Annotated in this window: 15 protein-coding genes and 2 riboswitches; of the genes, 13 read left to right on the forward strand and 2 right to left on the reverse strand. The window is 41.9% G+C overall.

What is annotated here, in order from left to right; all coding sequences use genetic code 11:
• The first annotated feature begins 110 nt into the window (after positions 1-110).
• The 3 genes from HNQ41_RS07765 (at position 111) to HNQ41_RS07775 (ending at position 5091) form a co-directional block, all read left to right on the forward strand.
• Positions 111-425: a flagellar protein FlaG gene (locus HNQ41_RS07765; protein WP_246421541.1), complete on the forward strand. Its 315-nt coding sequence runs from the start codon at positions 111-113 to the stop codon at positions 423-425.
• Positions 426-530: 105 nt separating this feature from the next.
• Positions 531-2198, forward strand: a complete 1668-nt coding sequence (gene fliD, locus HNQ41_RS07770) for a flagellar filament capping protein FliD (protein WP_184663849.1) — start codon at positions 531-533, stop codon at positions 2196-2198.
• A 472-nt stretch (positions 2199-2670) separates the two neighbouring features.
• On the forward strand, positions 2671-5091 hold the full coding sequence (locus tag HNQ41_RS07775) for a bifunctional diguanylate cyclase/phosphodiesterase (RefSeq protein WP_184663850.1): 2421 nt from the start codon (positions 2671-2673) through the stop codon (positions 5089-5091).
• Positions 5092-5145: 54 nt separating this feature from the next.
• Here HNQ41_RS07775 and HNQ41_RS07780 read toward each other — a convergent pair whose 3' ends face one another.
• Entirely contained in the window at positions 5146-5361 is a 216-nt protein-coding gene (locus HNQ41_RS07780) for a hypothetical protein (protein WP_184663851.1), read from the reverse strand.
• 392 nt (positions 5362-5753) lie between these two features.
• On the opposite strand from HNQ41_RS07780, the gene HNQ41_RS07785 reads away from it, so the two are divergent.
• The 6 genes from HNQ41_RS07785 (at position 5754) to fliT (ending at position 13333) form a co-directional block, all read left to right on the forward strand.
• A complete protein-coding gene (locus HNQ41_RS07785) occupies positions 5754-7454 on the forward strand; it encodes a methyl-accepting chemotaxis protein (RefSeq protein WP_184663852.1) in 1701 nt (566 codons plus the stop codon).
• A 320-nt stretch (positions 7455-7774) separates the two neighbouring features.
• Positions 7775-7863: riboswitch (cyclic di-GMP riboswitch) on the forward strand.
• Between the two features lie 132 nt (positions 7864-7995).
• Positions 7996-9381, forward strand: a complete 1386-nt coding sequence (locus tag HNQ41_RS07790) for a putative bifunctional diguanylate cyclase/phosphodiesterase (protein ID WP_184663853.1) — start codon at positions 7996-7998, stop codon at positions 9379-9381.
• Positions 9382-9417: 36 nt separating this feature from the next.
• Positions 9418-9981: a helix-turn-helix transcriptional regulator gene (locus tag HNQ41_RS07795; RefSeq protein WP_184663854.1), complete on the forward strand. Its 564-nt coding sequence runs from the start codon at positions 9418-9420 to the stop codon at positions 9979-9981.
• Positions 9982-10151: 170 nt separating this feature from the next.
• A complete protein-coding gene (gene fliD, locus HNQ41_RS07800) occupies positions 10152-12410 on the forward strand; it encodes a flagellar filament capping protein FliD (RefSeq protein WP_184663855.1) in 2259 nt (752 codons plus the stop codon).
• 136 nt (positions 12411-12546) lie between these two features.
• Positions 12547-12960, forward strand: coding sequence for a flagellar export chaperone FliS (gene fliS / locus HNQ41_RS07805; protein ID WP_184663856.1), 414 nt, complete (start codon positions 12547-12549; stop codon positions 12958-12960).
• A 7-nt stretch (positions 12961-12967) separates the two neighbouring features.
• Entirely contained in the window at positions 12968-13333 is a 366-nt protein-coding gene (gene fliT, locus HNQ41_RS07810) for a flagellar protein FliT (protein ID WP_484600384.1), read from the forward strand.
• Between the two features lie 47 nt (positions 13334-13380).
• On the opposite strand, the gene HNQ41_RS07815 is transcribed toward fliT, so the two are convergent.
• Positions 13381-15585 carry a glycoside hydrolase family 3 protein gene (locus HNQ41_RS07815; RefSeq protein ID WP_246421549.1) on the reverse strand — a complete coding sequence of 735 codons (2205 nt, stop codon included), beginning with the start codon at positions 15583-15585 and terminating at the stop codon, positions 13381-13383.
• Between the two features lie 341 nt (positions 15586-15926).
• On the opposite strand from HNQ41_RS07815, the gene HNQ41_RS07820 reads away from it, so the two are divergent.
• The 4 genes from HNQ41_RS07820 (at position 15927) to HNQ41_RS07835 (ending at position 20024) form a co-directional block, all read left to right on the forward strand.
• Positions 15927-16307 (forward strand): DUF8042 domain-containing protein, encoded by a 381-nt coding sequence (locus HNQ41_RS07820; protein ID WP_184663858.1) that lies wholly within the window; start codon positions 15927-15929, stop codon positions 16305-16307.
• Positions 16308-16636: 329 nt separating this feature from the next.
• Positions 16637-16738: riboswitch (TPP riboswitch) on the forward strand.
• A gap of 307 nt (positions 16739-17045) precedes the next feature.
• On the forward strand, positions 17046-17711 hold the full coding sequence (gene tenA, locus HNQ41_RS07825; RefSeq protein ID WP_184663859.1) for a thiaminase II: 666 nt from the start codon (positions 17046-17048) through the stop codon (positions 17709-17711).
• A gap of 50 nt (positions 17712-17761) precedes the next feature.
• Complete coding sequence (locus HNQ41_RS07830; protein ID WP_184663860.1) at positions 17762-18370, forward strand: ECF transporter S component; 609 nt, start codon at positions 17762-17764, stop codon at positions 18368-18370.
• The gene (locus HNQ41_RS07835) at positions 18351-20024 is read left to right on the forward strand and encodes an ABC transporter ATP-binding protein (protein WP_184663861.1); all 1674 of its coding nucleotides are present in this window, start codon (positions 18351-18353) and stop codon (positions 20022-20024) included. Before HNQ41_RS07830 ends, HNQ41_RS07835 begins: the two co-directional genes overlap by 20 nt.
• The last annotated feature ends 1 nt before the right edge of the window (position 20025 follow it).

Below are 20025 nucleotides of genomic sequence, written 5' to 3' on the forward strand. Positions count from 1 at the left end.
TGGGATTCCGATATAAAGAGTAGATGGTGATTTCTTTTCTCTTGAAGGGAGTGTGGTGTAGCGTGAAAATCGATGGCGCAATGTCGTTTCCGGAGTCTCGGGGGGAGACTTTGAGTAGTGATAGAAAAGGTCATGAAGGGGAGAAGACAGTTAGTGAGTCGATTCGCGAGACCGTAAAGAAAGGGCAAGATCAGTCTTGGGATCGTGAGACGCTTGAGGAGAAGGTTGAGGGAATGAATGAATTTATGGCGAAAAATTTCCGTGACCTTGAGTTTCAAATTCATGATCAGTTGGACCGTGTGTATGTTCAAGTGATGGAGCGTGGCACGGATGAGATCATTCGTGAGGTGCCGCCAGAGAAGTTTCTCGATATGGTTGCTTCGATGATGGAGAGTGTCGGCATGCTTGTCGACGAACGATTATAATCTTGATTTTGTTTCACAAACGAAAAGGCAGGCAATGATGCTTGTCTTTTTTCCTTTTACATAGAGAAATCACTTTAGGAACGGAACGATTAAGGAGGAGAAATGATGACGGATATCATCAATAATAGCAATCGTATGATGGGGATGGCATCGGGGATGGATGTTGATAATCAAGTCCGTGAATTGATGCAACTTGAGCGTGAACCGCTCGACCGTATGGAATCGGATCGTAATGAGTTAGAATTGAAGGTCGATGAGTATCGTGAAATGAATATGAAGTTTCAAAGTTTTGATGATAAACTTTTCAATGATTTAACCATGCGTGGGAATATGATGCAAAAGGATGTCACGAGTTCGGATGAAAGTCGTGTTTCGGCGCGAGCGAGTGCGGATGTCGGTGATTTTAATATTCGCATTGATGAAGTGGAACAACTTGCGACACCAGAGACAGTTGTTGGTGGGGAGATTGATGATTTTGAGGATCTTGATCCGGATGCGCCGTTGGAGGAACAAATGGATTTGCTAGGGTTAGATGATGTTGATTTAGAAGGCAATAAAATCATCACCTACGATGGAGACGGAAATCAACAAGGTGATGATGATGAGATTGAGATCGATACGGACGATTCACTCAATGACATCATCGACGACATTAATAGTTCAGATGCAGGTGTGACGATGTTTTATGACGAGTTTGCAGGGAAAGTGTCAGTTACGCGTGATGAAACGGGGGTGTATAATCCTGATACTGAACTTGATAGTGAAGATGGTGAAGGGTACGAACGTGAGATCAAGTTTGAAGGTGATTTTTTAACGAAAGGATTAAAATTACCTGATGACAGTGAAGAGGGAGATTATAGTGATAAAGATATTGATGACATTGAAGGTGCGAGCCTAACAAAAGCCCAAAATGCCGAGTTCACCGTCAACGGGATGACAACGGAGCGTCAATCGAACAGTTTCGACTACAACGGAGTAGAAATCACATTGCACGACCAGTTTGATGCCGAAGACGGTTCCGTTAACTTAAATGTGGAAACAGATGCCGATCATATGGTCGATGAAATCCTTGAATTTGTTGATACATACAATGAGTTGATCATCGATGTTGATGAAAAGATCAGTGAAGAATATGATCGCGAATACCAGGTGCTTACAGATCGACAAATGCAGGAAATGGAAGAAAGAGAAGTAGAAATGTGGCAAGAGCGTTCGCGAAGTGGTTTATTACGAAATGATCAGATTTTACGAAGTGGACTCGACGGTTTGCGAAATGTTGCTTATGATCAAGTTCACACAGGCAGTGACGAGATCACCCACCTCACGGATGTTGGGATTGAAACATCAGATGATTATTTGCAGCGTGGTCAGCTTGTCGTTGATGAAGATGAATTGCGTTCAGCTGTAGAGGATGATCCAGAAGCTGTCTATCAACTGTTTGCAAGTGATGGAAGTGATGACGGTGAAGAGAGTGATCGGCCGTCCTGGAGTACAGGGACAGGAGAAGGGATTGCTCGACAAATGCGTGATCAAATTAGTCAGACGACGGATTCACTGACGGAACGTGCGGGCAATGAGTTTTCAGCGACGAATGACAACTTTACTTTGGGACGTGAAATCAATCAAGCCGAAGATCAAATGGCGAATTTCGAACGCCGCCTTCAACAAACGGAAGATCGTTATTGGGATCAATTTAGGCGCATGGAACAAGCAATGGCAGAGGCGCAGCAACAATCACAGCAAATGATGTCACAGATGGGCGGCATGATGTAAGTAGGTCGTTAAAAATACGGCGCGAGTGTGTTTTCTAGCACGTTCGCGTTTTTTCTTTTGTATATGGGGAAAATATCAGTTTGACTGTCTTTTTTTAGAGGAAGAATATTTATATACGTGAGCCAATTCATAATGAAGGATTTTAACAAACATCAGGAATGTAATCAGTCATCACGAAGGTTAACGTTCGTTTTTGAACGAGTGATTGAAACGAAAGACGGCGACTCAAAGGAGAAGCGCAGTCTGAGGATCCAATTCAGCGACGGTTTGTGGAGCTGAATTTAGCTGAAGACAAGCCCTTGGGAAAGTGTCCGCCTGCAGTGGAAATCACAATCGCTGTTCGGGAATGATCTTTACATCATCTATTATGAAATTCATTCGCGTAAAAGAATTTGTTTCTCTAAACGACTGGGGAACTGGGGAATGATATAAGGTGACATCAATATCACCTAAGATGTGAGAGGGATCATAAATGGATGAAAAATTATCGATAGATCACACATTCTTTTTTAATCAATTTATTAATCATTTGGATGAAGCAGTATTTGTATTGGAAGTGCATGACGAAAGCACATTTACGTATGTCGTGGCTGATACGAAGGCGCATCAATTAGCGGGTTTTACTAGCGATGTGATGAATAAAAGGATTGAAGATGTGCTACCTGAACGAGAGTCGGTAGATATGATAAAAAAATACAAAACAGTCGTTTTATCAAAGCAATCATCGCGGTTTGTTTATGAAAGAAACGGAATGATTGCTGAAACGACGTTGTCACCGATCTTCAATGAACAAGGTGAAGTGCAATATATTATGGCCATCACACGTGATGTGACGGAGAGGGAAAATCAGTTCGTTGCTTTAAAGAAGAGTGAAGAAAAATATGCTTCGCTCTTTTTAAACAATAGTGATGCGATATTTTCGATCGATAACGACGGCAAATTTATAGAAGTGAACCCAGGCGCCCAAAGAATGTTAGGTTTTTCAGAAGAGGAGCTCTTGAATAAAACCTTTCATCCATTCATTGTTCCAGAAGATATAGAAAAAACAGAATCACACTTTTCGCTAGCGAAACAAGGTTCTACACAAATGTACGAAATTGAAGTGATCAATAAACACGGTGAACAAATGCGTTTATCTGTGACGAATGTCCCGATCATTGTTGATGGAGAATTTGTCGGTGTCTATGGAATGGCTAAGGATGTTACAAAAGAAAGGCGATTAGAAAAGCAACTTCAAAAGAGTGAGCAACGATACCGTTCGTTATATGAGTATAATTCAGATGCAATTTTTGCGATGGACTTAGCTGGTAATTATTTAGGCGGAAACGAGAGTGTCCAAAAACTTACAGGGTATACAGATGAAGAATTGAAACAGTTATCGTTTCAGTCTCTCATTTCTGTTGAGGATTTACCGAAATCGCTCAACCACTTTGAAGAAGTGAAAAAAGGCGTACCTCAACATTATGAATGCACGCTTTTTAATAAATACAATCAACGTCTTACGTTTAACATGAAGAATGTGCCGATATATGAAAATGGTGAAATTGTAGGGATTTACGGTGTCGGAAAAGATATAAGTGAAAATAAGAAATATGAAAAAAGAATTCATGAGATGGCCTATTATGATCAAGTGACTGATTTACCGAACCGAAGTTTGTTTAATGACCGACTATCTCAAGCGATGAAGTATACGCAAAAAGAAGGCAAGTCGTTAGCTGTTTTATTCAAGGACTTAGATGGTTTTAAACCGGTCAATGATACAATGGGCCATGATGTCGGTGATCAATTGCTTATAGAAGCAGGAGAACGATTTAAAGCTTGTTTAAAAGATGATCATACAATCGCGCGTGTTGGTGGAGACGAATTTATGGTGATGTTACCTAACGTCACTGAAGAAGAAGCGGTGAGTATTGGGGAGTCTTTAATTGCAGCGATCAAAAAACCGTTTGTATTAGAAGAAGTCACTTTTCACTTGTCAGTAAGTATAGGAGTGTCGATGTATCGAGGAGGAGAGGACGAGACCGTAAATACGCTCACGAAAAAAGCAGATACGGCGATGTATTACATTAAAGATCGGGGTAAAGATAATCTTATTGTTTACGATCATTCTATGGAAGAAGATACGCTGAAGCGCGTAATATTGGATGATAATATCCGAAAAGCATTGGCAAATGAAGAGTTTATATTACAGTATCAACCGATTATTAATGTGAAAAGCGGTGAAACGGTTGGATTTGAAGCGCTTGTACGCTGGCATCATGAACAACAAGGTATCATATCGCCAGCTGAATTTATTCCGTTAGCCGAGGAAACTGGGCTCATTATTCCGTTAGGTGAGTGGGTATTAAAAACCGCTTGTTTACAGTTAAAAGAATGGCACGAAAAAGAGGATTCACGGATTAGAATGTCTGTCAATGTGTCTGTGCGTCAATTACAACAGCGGCAGACTTTTATTCAAACAGTCAAAGACGTGATTGAAGAAACGGGAATTGATCCGCAATGTTTAGATTTAGAAGTGACGGAGACAGTACTTATGGAAAGTGAGCAGGACATCATGGACACTTTGCAAGCATTACGAGAATTGGGTGTAAGCATTTCTATTGATGATTTTGGGACAGGCTACTCATCGATGAAGCATTTGAAAACGTGTGCGATTAACACGATTAAAATCGACCGCTCTTTCGTGAGTGATGTGACCCATTCCAACCAGAGTCGTGCGATAGTAAAATCGCTGATGTTGCTCGCTCAACAATTGAAAATCAACACTGTAAGTGAAGGGGTAGAAAATGAAGAACAGCTGAATCGTTTACTGTCGGAAAATTGCCAGGAGACGCAAGGCTTTTATTTTAGCCCGCCTGTTTCGGCAGAAGAAGCGAAGAGGTTTATAAAATAGGATACTTGCTTTGAGTGGTGGCGGTCCCTCTTTATTACTAAAGAGGGGACCGTCTTATTTATTGATGCGAATGTACTCTCCGTGCGCTAATACAGTGCGAATCGGTGTTTCAGTTTGTTCCATTTTCTTTTTCAATTTTTCATCCATCACTTCAACGACGACGGATCGTTCCAGTACGTTGATCACCTTAAATTCAATACCACCACTCTCAACGACTTCATCAATTTCTGCAATATCTTCTGTTTTTGGTTCATTATTCTCGTTACTCACTCGTCAACAACCCTTTCATAAAAGTATCTGTACGATAGTCCAACCAACTACTTAATTTATCATGATTCCGCCTTTACCTTCAATCATAATATTATATAAAAAGCCATAAATCATACAATTTTCAATGAATTAGTCACGTATTAAAAATCTGAGCATGCAGCAATTGACGACGTGTGTCGTAAAACGGAATATGATGTTATAATATGTCGATGTGTAGAAGTAGTATGTTAATAGGGACTTGGGATTAAATAACAATTCTGAAAAGTGAGAACTTGCATGATCGTTATTGTGAGGTCTCTTTGTTCACTGTAACAATGAACGAAAATAATGGTTTGTTGCAAGCGATTTCAGTAATCATCAACTTCATGAATGATACAGGAAGGAGAAAGTAAATGCTCTCATTTTTTAATCAATGGAAAATAGGTACGAAGTTAAATGTTGTGATTTTTTTATCTTTTCTCATTTTTGTCATTATTGTCGGTTGGGTTGTGTACAACCAAGTGACAGAAGGTGTTGAACAATCTGTAGCGGATAAAGTGACGAGTGATATCCATGTCGCGAACTATATGCTAGAAGATTATGATTCTGGAGAGTGGCATATTGAAGGTGGCGAATTGTATAAAGGAGAGACGAGAATTAGTGGTGATTTTGAGATCATCGATGAAATTGGCAATAATACCGATGGACTCGTGACGATCTTTAAAAATAAACAACCAGTAACAACGAATCTCATCATTGACGGTGAGCGGTCTCTTGGTGTAGAAGCTGAAGGAGAAACAGTGGAGGTCGTCCTCGGTCAAGGAGAGGAATTAGCTGGTGAGATCGATATCCTCGGGACAGATATGCAAACTGCTTATACACCGATACATAACGCCGACGATGAAGTAATTGGTATGATTTTCGTCGGTGCATCTCAAGAGGAAATCAATGATACGGTATCATCGATGATGTCGTCTGTCGCCGTCGTTCTCTTGATCATGATTGCACTTGTAGGGACGACAATGGTGTGGATGACAAGAAGAATGAGCGCTCGTTTACAAAACGTAAATGAAGCGTTAATGAAAGCAGGAGAAGGGGATTTATCGACAACGGTTGAAGACCAGTCTCATGATGAGATCGGCCAACTTGTGCAAGGATTTAACGCGATGAAATCGAATTTGCAACAACTCATCCAACAAGTTGTCGAAACATCTGAGCAAGTAGCGGCATCATCCCAACAGCTAACTGCAAGTTCCGATGAAACAACGAAAGCAACCGAGCAAATTACAGATTCGATTCAAGAGGTTGCGACAAGCACGGACGAACAATCAAAGAAATCAGATGATGTACAAGGGGTCGTTAGTGATATATCTTCTGGTTTAGGCCATGTTTCTGAAAATATACAATCTGTTCATCAATCAGCACGTGACACTTCGAAAAAAGCAGAAGAAGGAACAAAGGTTATTAACCAAAGTATGCAGCAAATGGATACCATCCATGGAAAAACGAGTGCTTCGGCGCAACTCGTTCAACAGCTCGGTGAAAAATCTGAAAAGATCGGTGATATTGTCTCGCTTATTACAGATGTCTCTGATCAAACAAACCTTCTCGCATTAAATGCAGCAATTGAAGCAGCGCGAGCAGGGGAACACGGAAAGGGTTTTGCTGTTGTTGCTGAGGAGGTACGTAAGTTAGCTGAGCAATCAAGTCAATCTGCGCAACAAATTAACGACGTCATTCAAGATATACAAACAGACATCGAAAAATCAGTCAAGTCGATCGAAGAGGGGCAAGTTTCGGTTCAAGAAGGTATTCAAGGAGCTCAGCAAGCTGAGACGACCTTCAAGGACATTGTCAGTTCGGTTTCAAATGTAACAGCACAAGTTGAAGAAGTAACTTCAGCAACTGAACAAATGACGGAGAGTGCCAATACGATGGTGTCCACCGTTGAAGACATGACAGAGGCGGTCAAAAATACGTCGAGTCATACGCAAAATGTCGCAGCATCTGCTGAAGAGCAAAATGCGTCAATGGAAGAAGTGGCAGCATCAGCGAGCACACTATCTGATATGGCTGAAGACCTTCAACAAGCAGTACGGAATTTCAAACTATAATCTTACATTGAATAGAAGGGGCCTTCTCAAATAAAAAGGGGCTCCTTCTTTTTTTAATGAGTTTATGCTGAAGTTAGGGATCCGACAGGGTTCACAAAGATCCGATAATTATATAAACTTTTGTCGAAATTGTGCAAGTAGCGTAAAACTTGTGTAAAATAAATAAAAAAGCGCATTAAAAGGATAATTTAACGAGATCGAGCGATGGTAACTTAAAAAAAAATCCAACCAACAAATACTTAAATAAACAACATAGGTATAATGTTGAAAATTGTCTGATTTTGTTTTATAGTTTGAATATATCTAATATAAAATCACTATAATGATAACGGCAAACTATTCGAAAGGGTAGGACGCAAAGCCTAGGGTCTACGGTTTTCAAGAAAACTATGATCGCCTGGTTGCCAAAGTAGATACACGTGTATGTTTTTTGGCTATTCTCGGTGCAGATTAGCTTTTTTTATTGGTAAAAAGAAGTTTTATATATGAAACTTTTAGTATTTTACCTATTTCGATCACTTTCATAAGGGGCGAGACATCAATGTTAACGGAAGAAGAAAACCATCTGATTCGGTTACTAGACAAACTTGAAGTACAAGATCGAAAACGATATAAAGAAGCTTTTAACAAAGTGGTTTATGAAGATGAAGTGACTTTCCTACCGAATCGAAAGTCTTTGCTACAATCTTTACAGTCTTATGTTGCTAATACAACGAATCCTAAATTCTCTCTTTTATATTTAGATTTGAACCGGTTTAAATTATTAAATGATACATATGGTCATGCGTATGGAGATGTGATCTTAAAGCAAGTTGCCCAACGTTTAACTAATTATACCGGTAAGGAAGAGACGATTTATCGAATATCAGCAGATGAATTTGTCGTTGTAAGTACGGTATCCCAAAAAGAAGATGTACCACCTCTTATGCAATATTATGGTGAACTTTTTCAAACCCCTTTTTATGTTGAAAAAAATGACGTCGAAATTTACCTGCAACCGACGATTGGAGCGAGTGTGTTTCCAGATGATACCACTGAAATCGATACGCTCATTCAATATGCCAACATTGCTCTCTACCATGCTAAGCATCACAACCAAAAAGCGATGCTCTTTCACTCGCAAATGTACGAGCAAGTGAGTGAAAGGATGAATGTCGAGCGCCATCTTTATCATGCGATTAACAACAGAGAAACTGAACGTCCATTCACCTTATATTACCAGCCACAAATCGATACCCGAACTGGAAAAACGAAAGGGTTAGAAGCACTTATCCGCTGGCAACATTCTGACTGGGGATTTGTACCACCGAACAAATTTATCCCTATCGCTGAAGAAAATGGTCTCATTATTCCTCTAGGAAAATGGATATTGCTTGAAGCTTGTCAGGAAATGAAAAAGATGCAAGAGACAGAAGGGTATTGTTTGCCAATTAGTGTGAACTTGTCTCCTCGACAAATTGCTCAAGATGATTTTGTTGAAATGGTTGAAACGATTCTAACCGAAACAGGCATCGATCCGAAATTTCTCGTCTTAGAAATTACTGAAACAGTCGTGATGGAGTGGATTGACTCTTCGGTTGAGAAATTAGAGCAATTGAAGAAGCTTGGTGTCAAAATTGCATTAGATGATTTTGGCGAAAAATATTCATCACTTGGTTACCTTATGAAATTACCGATTGATATTGTTAAAATCGATAAATCGTTCATTCAAAATGTTCATGAAGACGGTGGCATAAAAAAGATATTAAACAAAATGATAAATTTGATTCAGCATTTAGAACTTGAAGTTTTAATTGAAGGTGTTGAAACGAACGAGCAATTGGCTTTTCTACAAAAACAAAAATGTCATTTTGTTCAAGGGTTTTTGTTTAGTCGTCCCTTACCCATTCATAAGTTAATAGGCTGCACACCTGTTCAAAATACATAAAACGAAAGACTTAAAAAATAGAATAGGAGCATCAAGATGAGCACAGTAGCGGTAAAAACTAAAAAAGAGGCGATGTTAGAGGAAATATCATCGATAAAAAGAAATTATAGTAATCACTTGATCATCTATTTCGAAGAAGATGATGTACCTACGCAAACGGAAGAAAATATCCTGATTGTTTATTCGAAGCTAAATGAAAGTTTAATTGATAAGATCCTTTCGCACGATACTTTTTCCTATTGTTTGGACGATCATATGACTGAGCTCCATATGATTTTCAAAGGAGAACTTCAACACTCGTCGTCTTTTACGCGGTCAATTATTCGAAATTTAGAGGATGAAAAAGAAGAAAGAAAATTGATGTTAAATAAAGAAAAGGTTGAACAATACTTTACAGAACAAGAAGCTTTAATCATGGACCAACTCCTGGAAGGAAAGAACGTCGAGGAAATGGCAAAAACGATTTTTTTATCTCCGCCGACGATTTATCGATATTTAAACGTGGTTAAAAAGAAACTAGATTGTACAAATCATACATCGATCTTGAAAACTTTAATAAAAAACGACATGGTGAACGTACGAGAGGGGTCCCTTAGTTAACGAACTAATGGGCCTTTTTTGCGGCTTTTGTCCCTTGCCGTTTCCCTTTTTAAAAGTGTGACACCTCTCCATAAAAGACTAAACATTTCTCTACTAAGAGCCGATATTAAATATACATAACAAAATCAAATACAATGACAACTGAATATTGGAAAGAGGAGTGACCTGGGATGAGAGTAGCGGGGATGGTTTCAGGCATGGATATTGATCATATGGTAAAGGAGCTCATGCAAGTAGAGCGCCAACCGATTGATAAACTGGAACAACAAGTGATGACTAGGGAATGGCAAGTAGAGGCGTACCGTGAAGTGAATACAGAATTTGATGCGTTTCGAACGGAACTGTTTGATACGGTCATGAGGACTTCAAATATGACTGTTCAGTCGGTCGAGTCGTCCGATGACAATCGTGTCACAGCCGAAGTGCGGGGCGCGCATTCGAATATGAATTATACGGTCAATGAGGTCGAACAGTTAGCACAAGAAGCTTCTACTTTTAGTAACAAAACGCTGACAGATGGTTCTTCGCTCGACCCATCCGAGGCGTTACATTCTGAGGTTTCATCAGATGTTTGGAAGGAAGGAATCATTCACCGTGAAACGGTTCAAGGTGAAGGGGAAAATATAGTCGATGTCAGTGGCGATCATTGGAATGAAAAAGACCTTAATAAGCTTGATATTACGGTCGGTGAAGAGTCGTTTCAAGTTGTAACTGACGACACCGATCTAAACGACGAACAAGTTTATGCACACATTTCTGATGATGGCGAACTGCAACTGACATTTGCGCGCGACATCAGTGCTGATCAATCGGTCCATATCGAGGGAATACAGCAAAAAGCGGTTGAAGCGTTCGATGCAGGAGAACCCCGTAGCGAATTTGAACTTTCGCGCGGTAACATTAGTGAAGATAGTATCGAAGTGAAAGTGGAGGGTGAAGACCCACTTAAGGTTGTAACAGACCCTACTCATACACTTAAAGAAGGTGAAGTGTTCGTTGACCTAGAAAGCGGCGAGCTCATTTTAGCTGAAGAAACCGATCAACAAGTCACTGTAGAATATAAAGAACAGTATCTTGCAGGTCGCGTCACGACATTTGCTGAAAATGGAGACCCACAAACGGAACAAATGATTGTATCGGCTGATGATACGTTAGACGATATCATCGAACGCTTAAATGAATCAGAGTTAGGGGTACAGTCTTTTTATGACCCATACTCGGACCGATTATCTGTCACACGAACAGAAACGGGTACTTTTCATGGTGCAGGAGAAGACATTCAATTCGAAGGTGAATTGTTTGAAGATTTGCTCGGTCTTCAGCACGCCGACATCCATGAAGAGGATGGCGAGTTCGTTATCCGAGATGGTTCCGGGACTAAACTTGATTGGGCATTTGCTGACGACAGAGATAACGAGGATCTTGAGGGTGTCACTTTTGATCGCTCACTAGCGGAAGAATCAGGTGGTGCTTATGCTGGTGTGCTTTCTAATGAAGATGGTGAAGTGGTTACGAACAAAGAAATCGTTGTTGATGGACAAGTCGTTGCGCGAACAGATGATGCCGGCCGACTTACATATGACGGTTTACAAGGTGCTCAAAATGCGCGCTTCACCGTTAATGGGCTAGAGACAGAACGACCAAGCAACAGTTTTGACCTTGGAGATATGTCTTTAACGTTACACGAAACATTTTCTAGAGACGAGGCTTCCGTCCGTTTAGAAAGTGATGTCGATACGGACAGCATCTTCGAGACGATCGAAGGATTTGTCGAGCGTTACAATGAAATTCTCGATGATGTGAACGGTCGTTTGCAAGAAGAACGCTACCGTGATTATCCACCGCTTACTGATGAACAAAGACATGCGATGTCTGAGCGAGAGATTGATCTGTGGGAAGAAAAAGCGATGAGCGGAATGTTGAGAAACGACTCAACCATTCGCAGTACGATGGTTCAGATGCGTGTCGACTTGTATACTCTTATAGACAGTGAAGGTAGTGAGTTTAATAGTTTAGCTTCGATCGGGATCACGACGACAAGAGATTATTTAGAGCGTGGGAAGTTAGAGATTAATGAAGATGCCCTTCGTGAAGCGATTGAAAAAGATCCGTCTAGTGTGCATCAAGTTTTTGCGGCAAACGGTGATACCAATGCAGAAAAAGGGGTCGCTGTTCGACTCCGTGAAACGCTCGATGCGGGTATTGAAAACTTGTCGCTACGAGCTGGCGGAATGCGTGGTCGCTCGCAAGACCATCAGTTCGCTTTAGGAAGACAAATGAATAACTTAGAAGATCGAATTGAACAGGCCGAGCGCCGACTATCGCAAGTTGAGGATCGTTACTGGAGCCAATTTGGTGCAATGGAACAAGCAATGGCACAAGCGCAGCAACAATCGAACATGCTGTTTAGTCAAATGTTCGGTATGTAGATAGAGTGGAAGATGTAAACGTAGTGTAGTAATAGCGTGGAAAATGTCTTTTCTTAAAAAAACAGGGGTACAGGTTTAAAGTTTACGTGGTACCCTTGTAATAGGAAAAATGATGGATATAGGAAGGTGAAGGTTGATGGCAATGAATCAATATTCGATGGGACCGATGGCAGGGCAGGATGTGTATCGGCAAAATGCGGCGCAGACGGCTTCGCCGGGGCAGTTGACATTGATGCTTTATAATGGTTGTTTGAAGTTTATTAAGCAGGGGCGCCAAGGGATTGAGGGCAAGGATGTTCAGTTGAAAAATGAGAATTTGAAGAAGGCACAGAACATTATTTCGGAGTTGATGGTGACGTTAAAGGTGGAGGATGAGACGACGAGAAATATGCTTCGTTTGTATGATTATATTAAGCATCAGCTTGTGCAGGCGAATGTGCATAATAGTCTTGAGGCGCTTGATGAGGCGGAGAAGTATGTGACGCAGTTTCGGGATACTTGGAAAGAAGTGATTCAAAGTGAGAGAAAACGTCAGCACGGTCAATCTTGAGGCAGATGTGTTGATTAAGAGGTTATACATGGCGACGAAAAAGTTATATAACCATTTGAGTGAGCCATTGCCGGATGATATGGAAGAGCGTGAACGTTATTTGGAGCGGATGCACAAGCTGTTGGATCGCCGTGGGAAGCGGTTGGAGCAGGCGCGTGAAGGCGAAGCCCGCCCAGAGACGGAGCGCGACCATCGTTACGTTGAGGAAGTGTATCGCTTGAATCAAGAGATAGACAAGCGGATGAACGAAATGCGTTTTGCGATTCGCAGTGATTACAATCGCACGAAGCAACGTCGTACGACGGGGAACAAGTATACAAATCCTTACGACCAAGGTACAGTCGATGGTGTGTTTTTTGATAAACGAAATTAATCTCATGAACGAAAACCGCCCGGGTAGCCGGACGGTTTTTTTAAATCTTATTGTTGGATCGCTTCGTGAAGGAAAATTGTGAAGTTACGACGAATAAGCGACTTCATTTCACTATATTTTACCATCTGTGTATCGACTTTGTTTTCCTCATCATAGCTAAGTCCGTGTCCATATGGGAACAACACGTTGTCATTTTCATCGTAAATCGTCACAGGCAACTTACCTGTTGGGTTATTCTCAGCAAACAATGTTTTCGCTGTGGCGATAAAACTCGCTTCCCGGAATCCGTATTGCGCAATGTACGCATCGACATCCGGATACGCCATCACATCATATGGGTTGCGGATGCCAACGCCTGTTACAGGTACATCAGCACCTGCAGTCACTTGCTGGTACACTTGCATGTGCGGATGATTCGGTGAGCGCCCCTCAAAATCGACACTATGCGACCCAATCACAATATGATCACTTCTACCTATGAGCGCCTGCTCCTCCGCCGTCAGCCGATCCTGCTTTTTGTCTAACAGGATATGTGAAACCGTTCCATCATGCTCGTCCTCAATTGCTTTAGCAAGCTCAGCACTGAATGCTTCCCCGATGACTGTCAAATGCTCTTTTTTGTTAGAAGAGATGGGTAGTGCATCATCGTCATTTTTAACGAGTGTAATAGAGGCGTCAGCAATCTCCTGTTCTGTGTGTATATGTTTAAGAGAACCGGTCGTCCGCTCCGCAACTTGTTTTCTTTTCCCAAGGTCTTCGGCTTCTTCTTGCTTAAGGATGCCGCGATTTAGTTTAAGTGTCAACACGCGTTCGACGGCTTCGTTGATTCGTTCTTCGGTAATGTCGCCGGTTTTTACGGCTTCATGAATGCCTGCAAACACGTCTGGTAAACCGACGGGCATTAAGACGATATCTGTGCCGGCGTTGATGGTGCGAATTGCTGCCTCGACGGGGTCAAAGTGTTCAGCGATGGCATCCATATTGAGGGCGTCTGTCATAATCACGCCGTCGTAGTCCATATCTTCGCGGACGAGGCCTGTGAGCACGTCTTCTGATAATGTTGCGGGTAGGGAGATTTCGGATCCGTCTTTTTCAGAGATGACTGTTGTGTCGTCGATTTTAGGAAAGGTCACGTGTGAAGTCATGATCGCGTCGAGCCCTTCGTCCATTGCTTTTTGGAAAGGGGTGAGCTCGACATCAAAGAGGCGGTCACGATCATGGGGGACTTCTGGTAATCCGATATGGGAATCGATATCGGTATCTCCGTGTCCTGGGAAGTGTTTGGCGATTCCTGCAATCCCTTGTTCTTGCATGCCTTTTGTATAAGCGGTGCCGAGCTCGCCGACGAGTTCTGGTTGTTCGGCGAAAGAACGAACGCCGATGACTGGGTTATCGGGGTTATTGTTCACGTCAACAACGGGTCCTAAGTTCATATTTATACCGAGGGCATCGAGTTCAGCGCCGATGACTTTGCCGGCTTCAAAGGCATAATCCTCGTCGCGGGTTGCCCCAACAGCCATATTTCCGGGCATGTCCGTTCCTTCTTGTAGGCGAGTGACAATGCCACCTTCTTGGTCAATGGTGACGAGCATGCCGAATTTTTCAGCAGCTTGTTTGTAATCGTAAACGAGTTCAGCCGTTTGTTCGGTTTCGACCGTGTTTTCGGCAAATAAAATAACGCCACCGATATGATACTTTTTGAGTTGTTCTTCGATTTCAGGAAGCATCTCTGTGACGTTTTCGTTCTCCCACGTTCGGTAGTCAGGCATCATCATTTGCCCGATCCGCTCTTCTAGTGTGAGTTCGTCGATCGCTCGTTTGATTACATCGTAATTGCCGTCTTCTTGGATGATGTCTAGTTTGGCGTTATTGTCTACTTCGAGCTTGATTTCATCAGCGTTTTTGTCGTCGGAGACGGTAATCGTCGTGTCACCAGGGTTACCAGTGAGTTGAATGTCTCCATTGTCTCCAATGGTGGCGACGGATTGATTGGAAGATTGCCAACTTAGTCCGATGCTTGCTTCTTCAAATCCTCCGCCTTCTGTGAGCCGAAGTGGTGTTAAGTCAACGGTTTGGTCATCACCATGCTGTGTCAGTGATACTTGGGGGACATTCTCTAAAAATAGTAAGGATGATTCGTCATTTTCAATGTTTGTTGCTGTTTGTCCTTCATCGGTGTTTGGTCCGAAAAGTGAAGATATGAGTAAAAGCGATAGGCCGAGGAAGGTGGGTGTTCTTTGCATACGGTTCATTGAATCACTCCTTTAGTGTTGCTTGTTGCCAACATGATGTTAAGTTTGTGAAAAGTAGTGCATGCATGTGCTAGTACAGTTGTTCGCTTTGTTTCTCTTTTGGACAAAGTTACTCGTGTTGTTGATTTCGTTTTAGGGTGTTTCTATGTTGTTGCAATAATTGTTCGTGAACGGAAGTTATTTGTTAGATCATCCAACTTTTAGCTATTCATTTACTAGAATCGTCAGAAATTTATATCGTTAAACGGTTTACGGTGGGAAAGCTTTACGAAAAATAGCTGAGTGAATTATCCTTAATATAATCAAGTTTTCGAAAAGACGAAGAAAAGGATGGAGTTTTTATGTCGACAGAACGACTTTCTAAAGCGCAACAACGTTTTATAACAAATTACAAGCAAATGCTTGATGAAGTGGAAGCGGCTGTTCGTTATGCGGGTGAGTGTTACATTAACAATGACCATGATATCGGTGACCGCCTCGTTCGTGATATCTTGAAGGGGTTGCAGCCTTTCAATACGCAAAATATGACGATGTTGTCGATTTTTTCAAATGATGATATTGCAATGGAAGTGTTGAGGAAGTTTCAAGATGCGGTGAACAAAGGTATTACGATTGAAGAAACATTTCCGGGTGAACGAGATAAAATGTATTTTGTGCATGAAACGTTTGTGCCGTTGCTTCAAAAGTGGAAACAAATTGTGGAGCATGTATATACAGAATAAGAGATATGAAGCGGGTGCTTTAGTGAAGTGAAGGGTAGGTGCTACTTCGGTAGCACCTACCCTTCACTACTGTGCATCGAAAAAGTGAAATTAACACGAAAATATGGTTTTTTTGGTTGGGAAAGGTTTATTTTCGTCCTGAAAAATAAGATTTTAAGCGGAAAATGGCCATTTACTTTTGCGAGGTAAAGGGTAGGTGCTACTTTGGTAGCACCTACCCTTCAACACACTACATCACTAAACTCTATCCCCCTCCCCCTCGAACCTTCCTAGTTTTGACAAAGTGATGACGATATGATAAATTGAATTTGTCTAAAAATTTAAATAGCGAAGTCCACTAGGGGCGCTTGTTAGCTGAGATAAGGCGATGCCTTAGTCCCTTTGAACCTGATCTGGTTAGTACCAGCGTAGGAAAGTGGAGTCGACGGTCACGAGTCTCTTTGTTATGTGCATCGAAATTGAGTTGATAACCCGAACAGAACGAGCAACACAACACAACACAACTCAACTCAACTCAAATTAACATCGGTGATACATATCCAAGACACGTGTATATATTGACGTAAATCAATCAGTCGCTCCATTTTTTGGAGGGGCTTTTTTTGTTGGCAAAAGGAAACAAACTTTGGTTCGCAAGTCTATTGGTCGGCTTTCTTGCTACCATTTTCAAAGAAGTCAGTGTTTCAACGCCTCAAAAAGCACTCCGGACTTCCTCAAAACAAAAGGGAGGATTTTTTTATGACATTTTCAAATCAATTGCGCGAAGAAGCAGAGGAGTTATTTCAAGCTTGTTACCATCACCCGTTTATTAAAGGGATTGGTAAAGGAGACTTAAAAAAAGAACAACTCATCCATTATGTGAAACAAGACTATGAATATTTGAATGCGATGATTCGCGCGCGTGCCTTGTCAATGGCGAAGTGCGATAACCGCGAGGACATGGAGTTATTCAACAGTGGCATTGGCTTTATCTTAAACAGTGAAATCCATCCACATCATTGCTTTTGCCGAGTTGCAGGTGTTGATTATGAAGAACTGCAAGGTTATCCGTTAGCGCCGACAGCCCATCATTATGCGAATTACATGGAGAAGGTAGCTCATGAAGGAACGTTAGCTGAGGCAATCGCTGTGGCACTTCCTTGCCCGTGGATTTATTTATATGTCGGAAAACGCCTGATTGAAGAATACAATCCAGATGAATCCCATCCTTTCTACGAATGGATCACGTTTTATGGATCGCAAGAAGAACCGCGCATGAATCGTTCGCTAGAGAAATTAGATGAATTGGCGGAGCGCGCTTCTGAAGAAGAAAAGCAACGGATGCGCGAGCACTTTATGGCTAGTTGTAAACTTGAATATATGTTCTTTGACATGGCGTACAAAGTGGAAGAATGGCCGGTGTAATTGGTTAGCAATCGTCACCTAAAACTAAAGAAAAGTAAGGAGGAAACTAATTGAACCAAGGCAAATCATTAAATTTACGAGAAATTGTCGTCATGTCTTCAATATCTGTCGTGTTCGGTATCCTTTATCTCGGCTGGATATTCTTTGGGCAATTTATGCAAGGAATCACAGGCCCTGTTGGCTGGGGGTTGTTAACTGGGTTTTGGATTATGGCAGGGATCATTTGTGCTTACATTATTCGAAAGCCGGGTGTTGCGTTTGCCGCACAGCTGATCGCAGCCGGAACAGAAATATTAGTCGGGTCGGTCAATGCGGGTGTCGTACTGCTCCTTGGCGTCACACAAGGAATTGGCGCCGAGCTAGCGTTCGCCCTGTTTCTATACCGCAGTTACAAATTACCCGTCCTCATGTTAGCAGGCATGTTTGGTACATTTGCCAACTTTATCACCACTTACGTTGTCTATGGATACAGCCAATATTCTTCTCTCGTCATTGGACTGATGCTTGCTACAATGCTGATTAGCGGTGCCGTTCTCGCAGGTTGGGGAAGCAAAAAAGTCGCAGATTCCTTAAGCCAAACAGGCGTTTTAGACAATTTTGCTTTAGGAAAATTACACCGTAAGCAAAGGGTTGAACGACATGTCGCAAATCAAGATTGACGATTTAACTGTTCGGTATCCATTTCAAAATGCCGATATTTTAACAAATATCAACGTCGACATTGAAAAGGGAGAAAACATCCTCATTCTCGGTCCGAGCGGTGGGGGTAAAAGCACCCTGGCTTTTACCCTCAATGGCTTGATTCCTAATTCGTTTGATGTGGAAACGAGTGGGAGAGTACTCATCGACAAGCAGCCCGTGACTGACATTGGCCTCCGCGAAATGAGTCAACAAATAGGAATTCTCTTCCAAGATCCTGAAACGCAATTTTGTATGGAAACGGTAGAGGAGGAAGTGCTGTTTGGCCTGGAAAACTTACAGTATTCAAAAAAAGACATGGAAAAACGAATGCTTGATAGCTTAACGTTTGTCGGCTTACAAAACTGGCGTTCGAGTCGTATCCATGAACTATCAGGCGGGATGAAACAAAAGCTAGGCATCGCCTGCATTCTTGCGATGGATCCAGATGTATTGATCTTAGATGAACCAACAGCCAATTTGGACCCTGCGAGTACAACTGAAATGTTCGCGCTCTTCGAACGGATTTCTCGCCAGTTTAACAAAACGATCATTTTAATCGAGCATAAATTAGATCAAGTGCTGTCAACAATCGACCGCGTCCTCGTTCTAAACAGGCATGGGAAGCTAATGGCCGACGCAACGCCACGAGCCGTCTTTGAAAACGACTATGACCAACTCACGAAAGAAGGCGTTTGGGTACCACAACTAGTCCAATACGCAAAACAACTTGAGAAAAAAGGCATCAAATGGCCTGCGATGCCCCTTACTTTCACAGAATGGCAACAAGCATGGCAAGCGCTAGGGTTGCCTGAGCCTACTGAAGAAGAAAGACATCTGACCGAAGAGGAAGAGGGAGTTTCCCGAGAACCGATTTTACAAATCAACAACGTGTCGTTTTCTTATAAGAACCGTACTGTTTTAGAAGAAGTGAAGCTCTCCGTCCAGAAAGGGGATTTCCTGGCTATTGTCGGACCAAATGGGGCTGGGAAAAGTACCCTTTCGCAAATGTTAATCGGTTTGCTTCAACCAGAACACGGTGAAATCGTTATCGATGGCGTATCTTACGAAAAATTACGGAGTGAAGCATTGATGCGACAAATCGGGTTTGTATTTCAAAACCCTGAGCATCAATTCATAGCTGATTCGGTAGAAGAGGAGCTAGCATACGGTTTTAAAGTTCAAGGTTGGAAGGAAGCGGATTGGAAACCTTATGTAAATGAGCTCCTTGATACGTTTCAATTAACAGAACAAGCAGCGCAAAACCCATTCTCGCTAAGTCAAGGTCAAAAGCGGCGCTTATCGGTTGCAACGATGTTGACGAATGATCAGGAAATTTTGATTTTGGATGAGCCGACATTTGGTCAAGATCAAGAGAATACGGAAGCTTTGATGGCTTTGTTGAAAGACTGGCACGCGCGCGGGAAAACGATCATTATGATTACGCATGACATGGATCTTGTGTATCAATATGCTGATCACGTCGCACTTCTTCAAAGTGGAAAAGTCGCCTATCACGGACATCCATCGATATTTTTTCAGCGAAGTCATCTGTTAAAGAAAGCATCGATTCAACGCCCTCTCTCATATGAATTGCAGCCGTGGGTGCACGCTGTTCAGAAGGTCGGTGTGTAGC

Source organism: Texcoconibacillus texcoconensis, assembly GCF_014202575.1.
Classification (GTDB): domain Bacteria; phylum Bacillota; class Bacilli; order Bacillales; family Salisediminibacteriaceae; genus Texcoconibacillus; species Texcoconibacillus texcoconensis.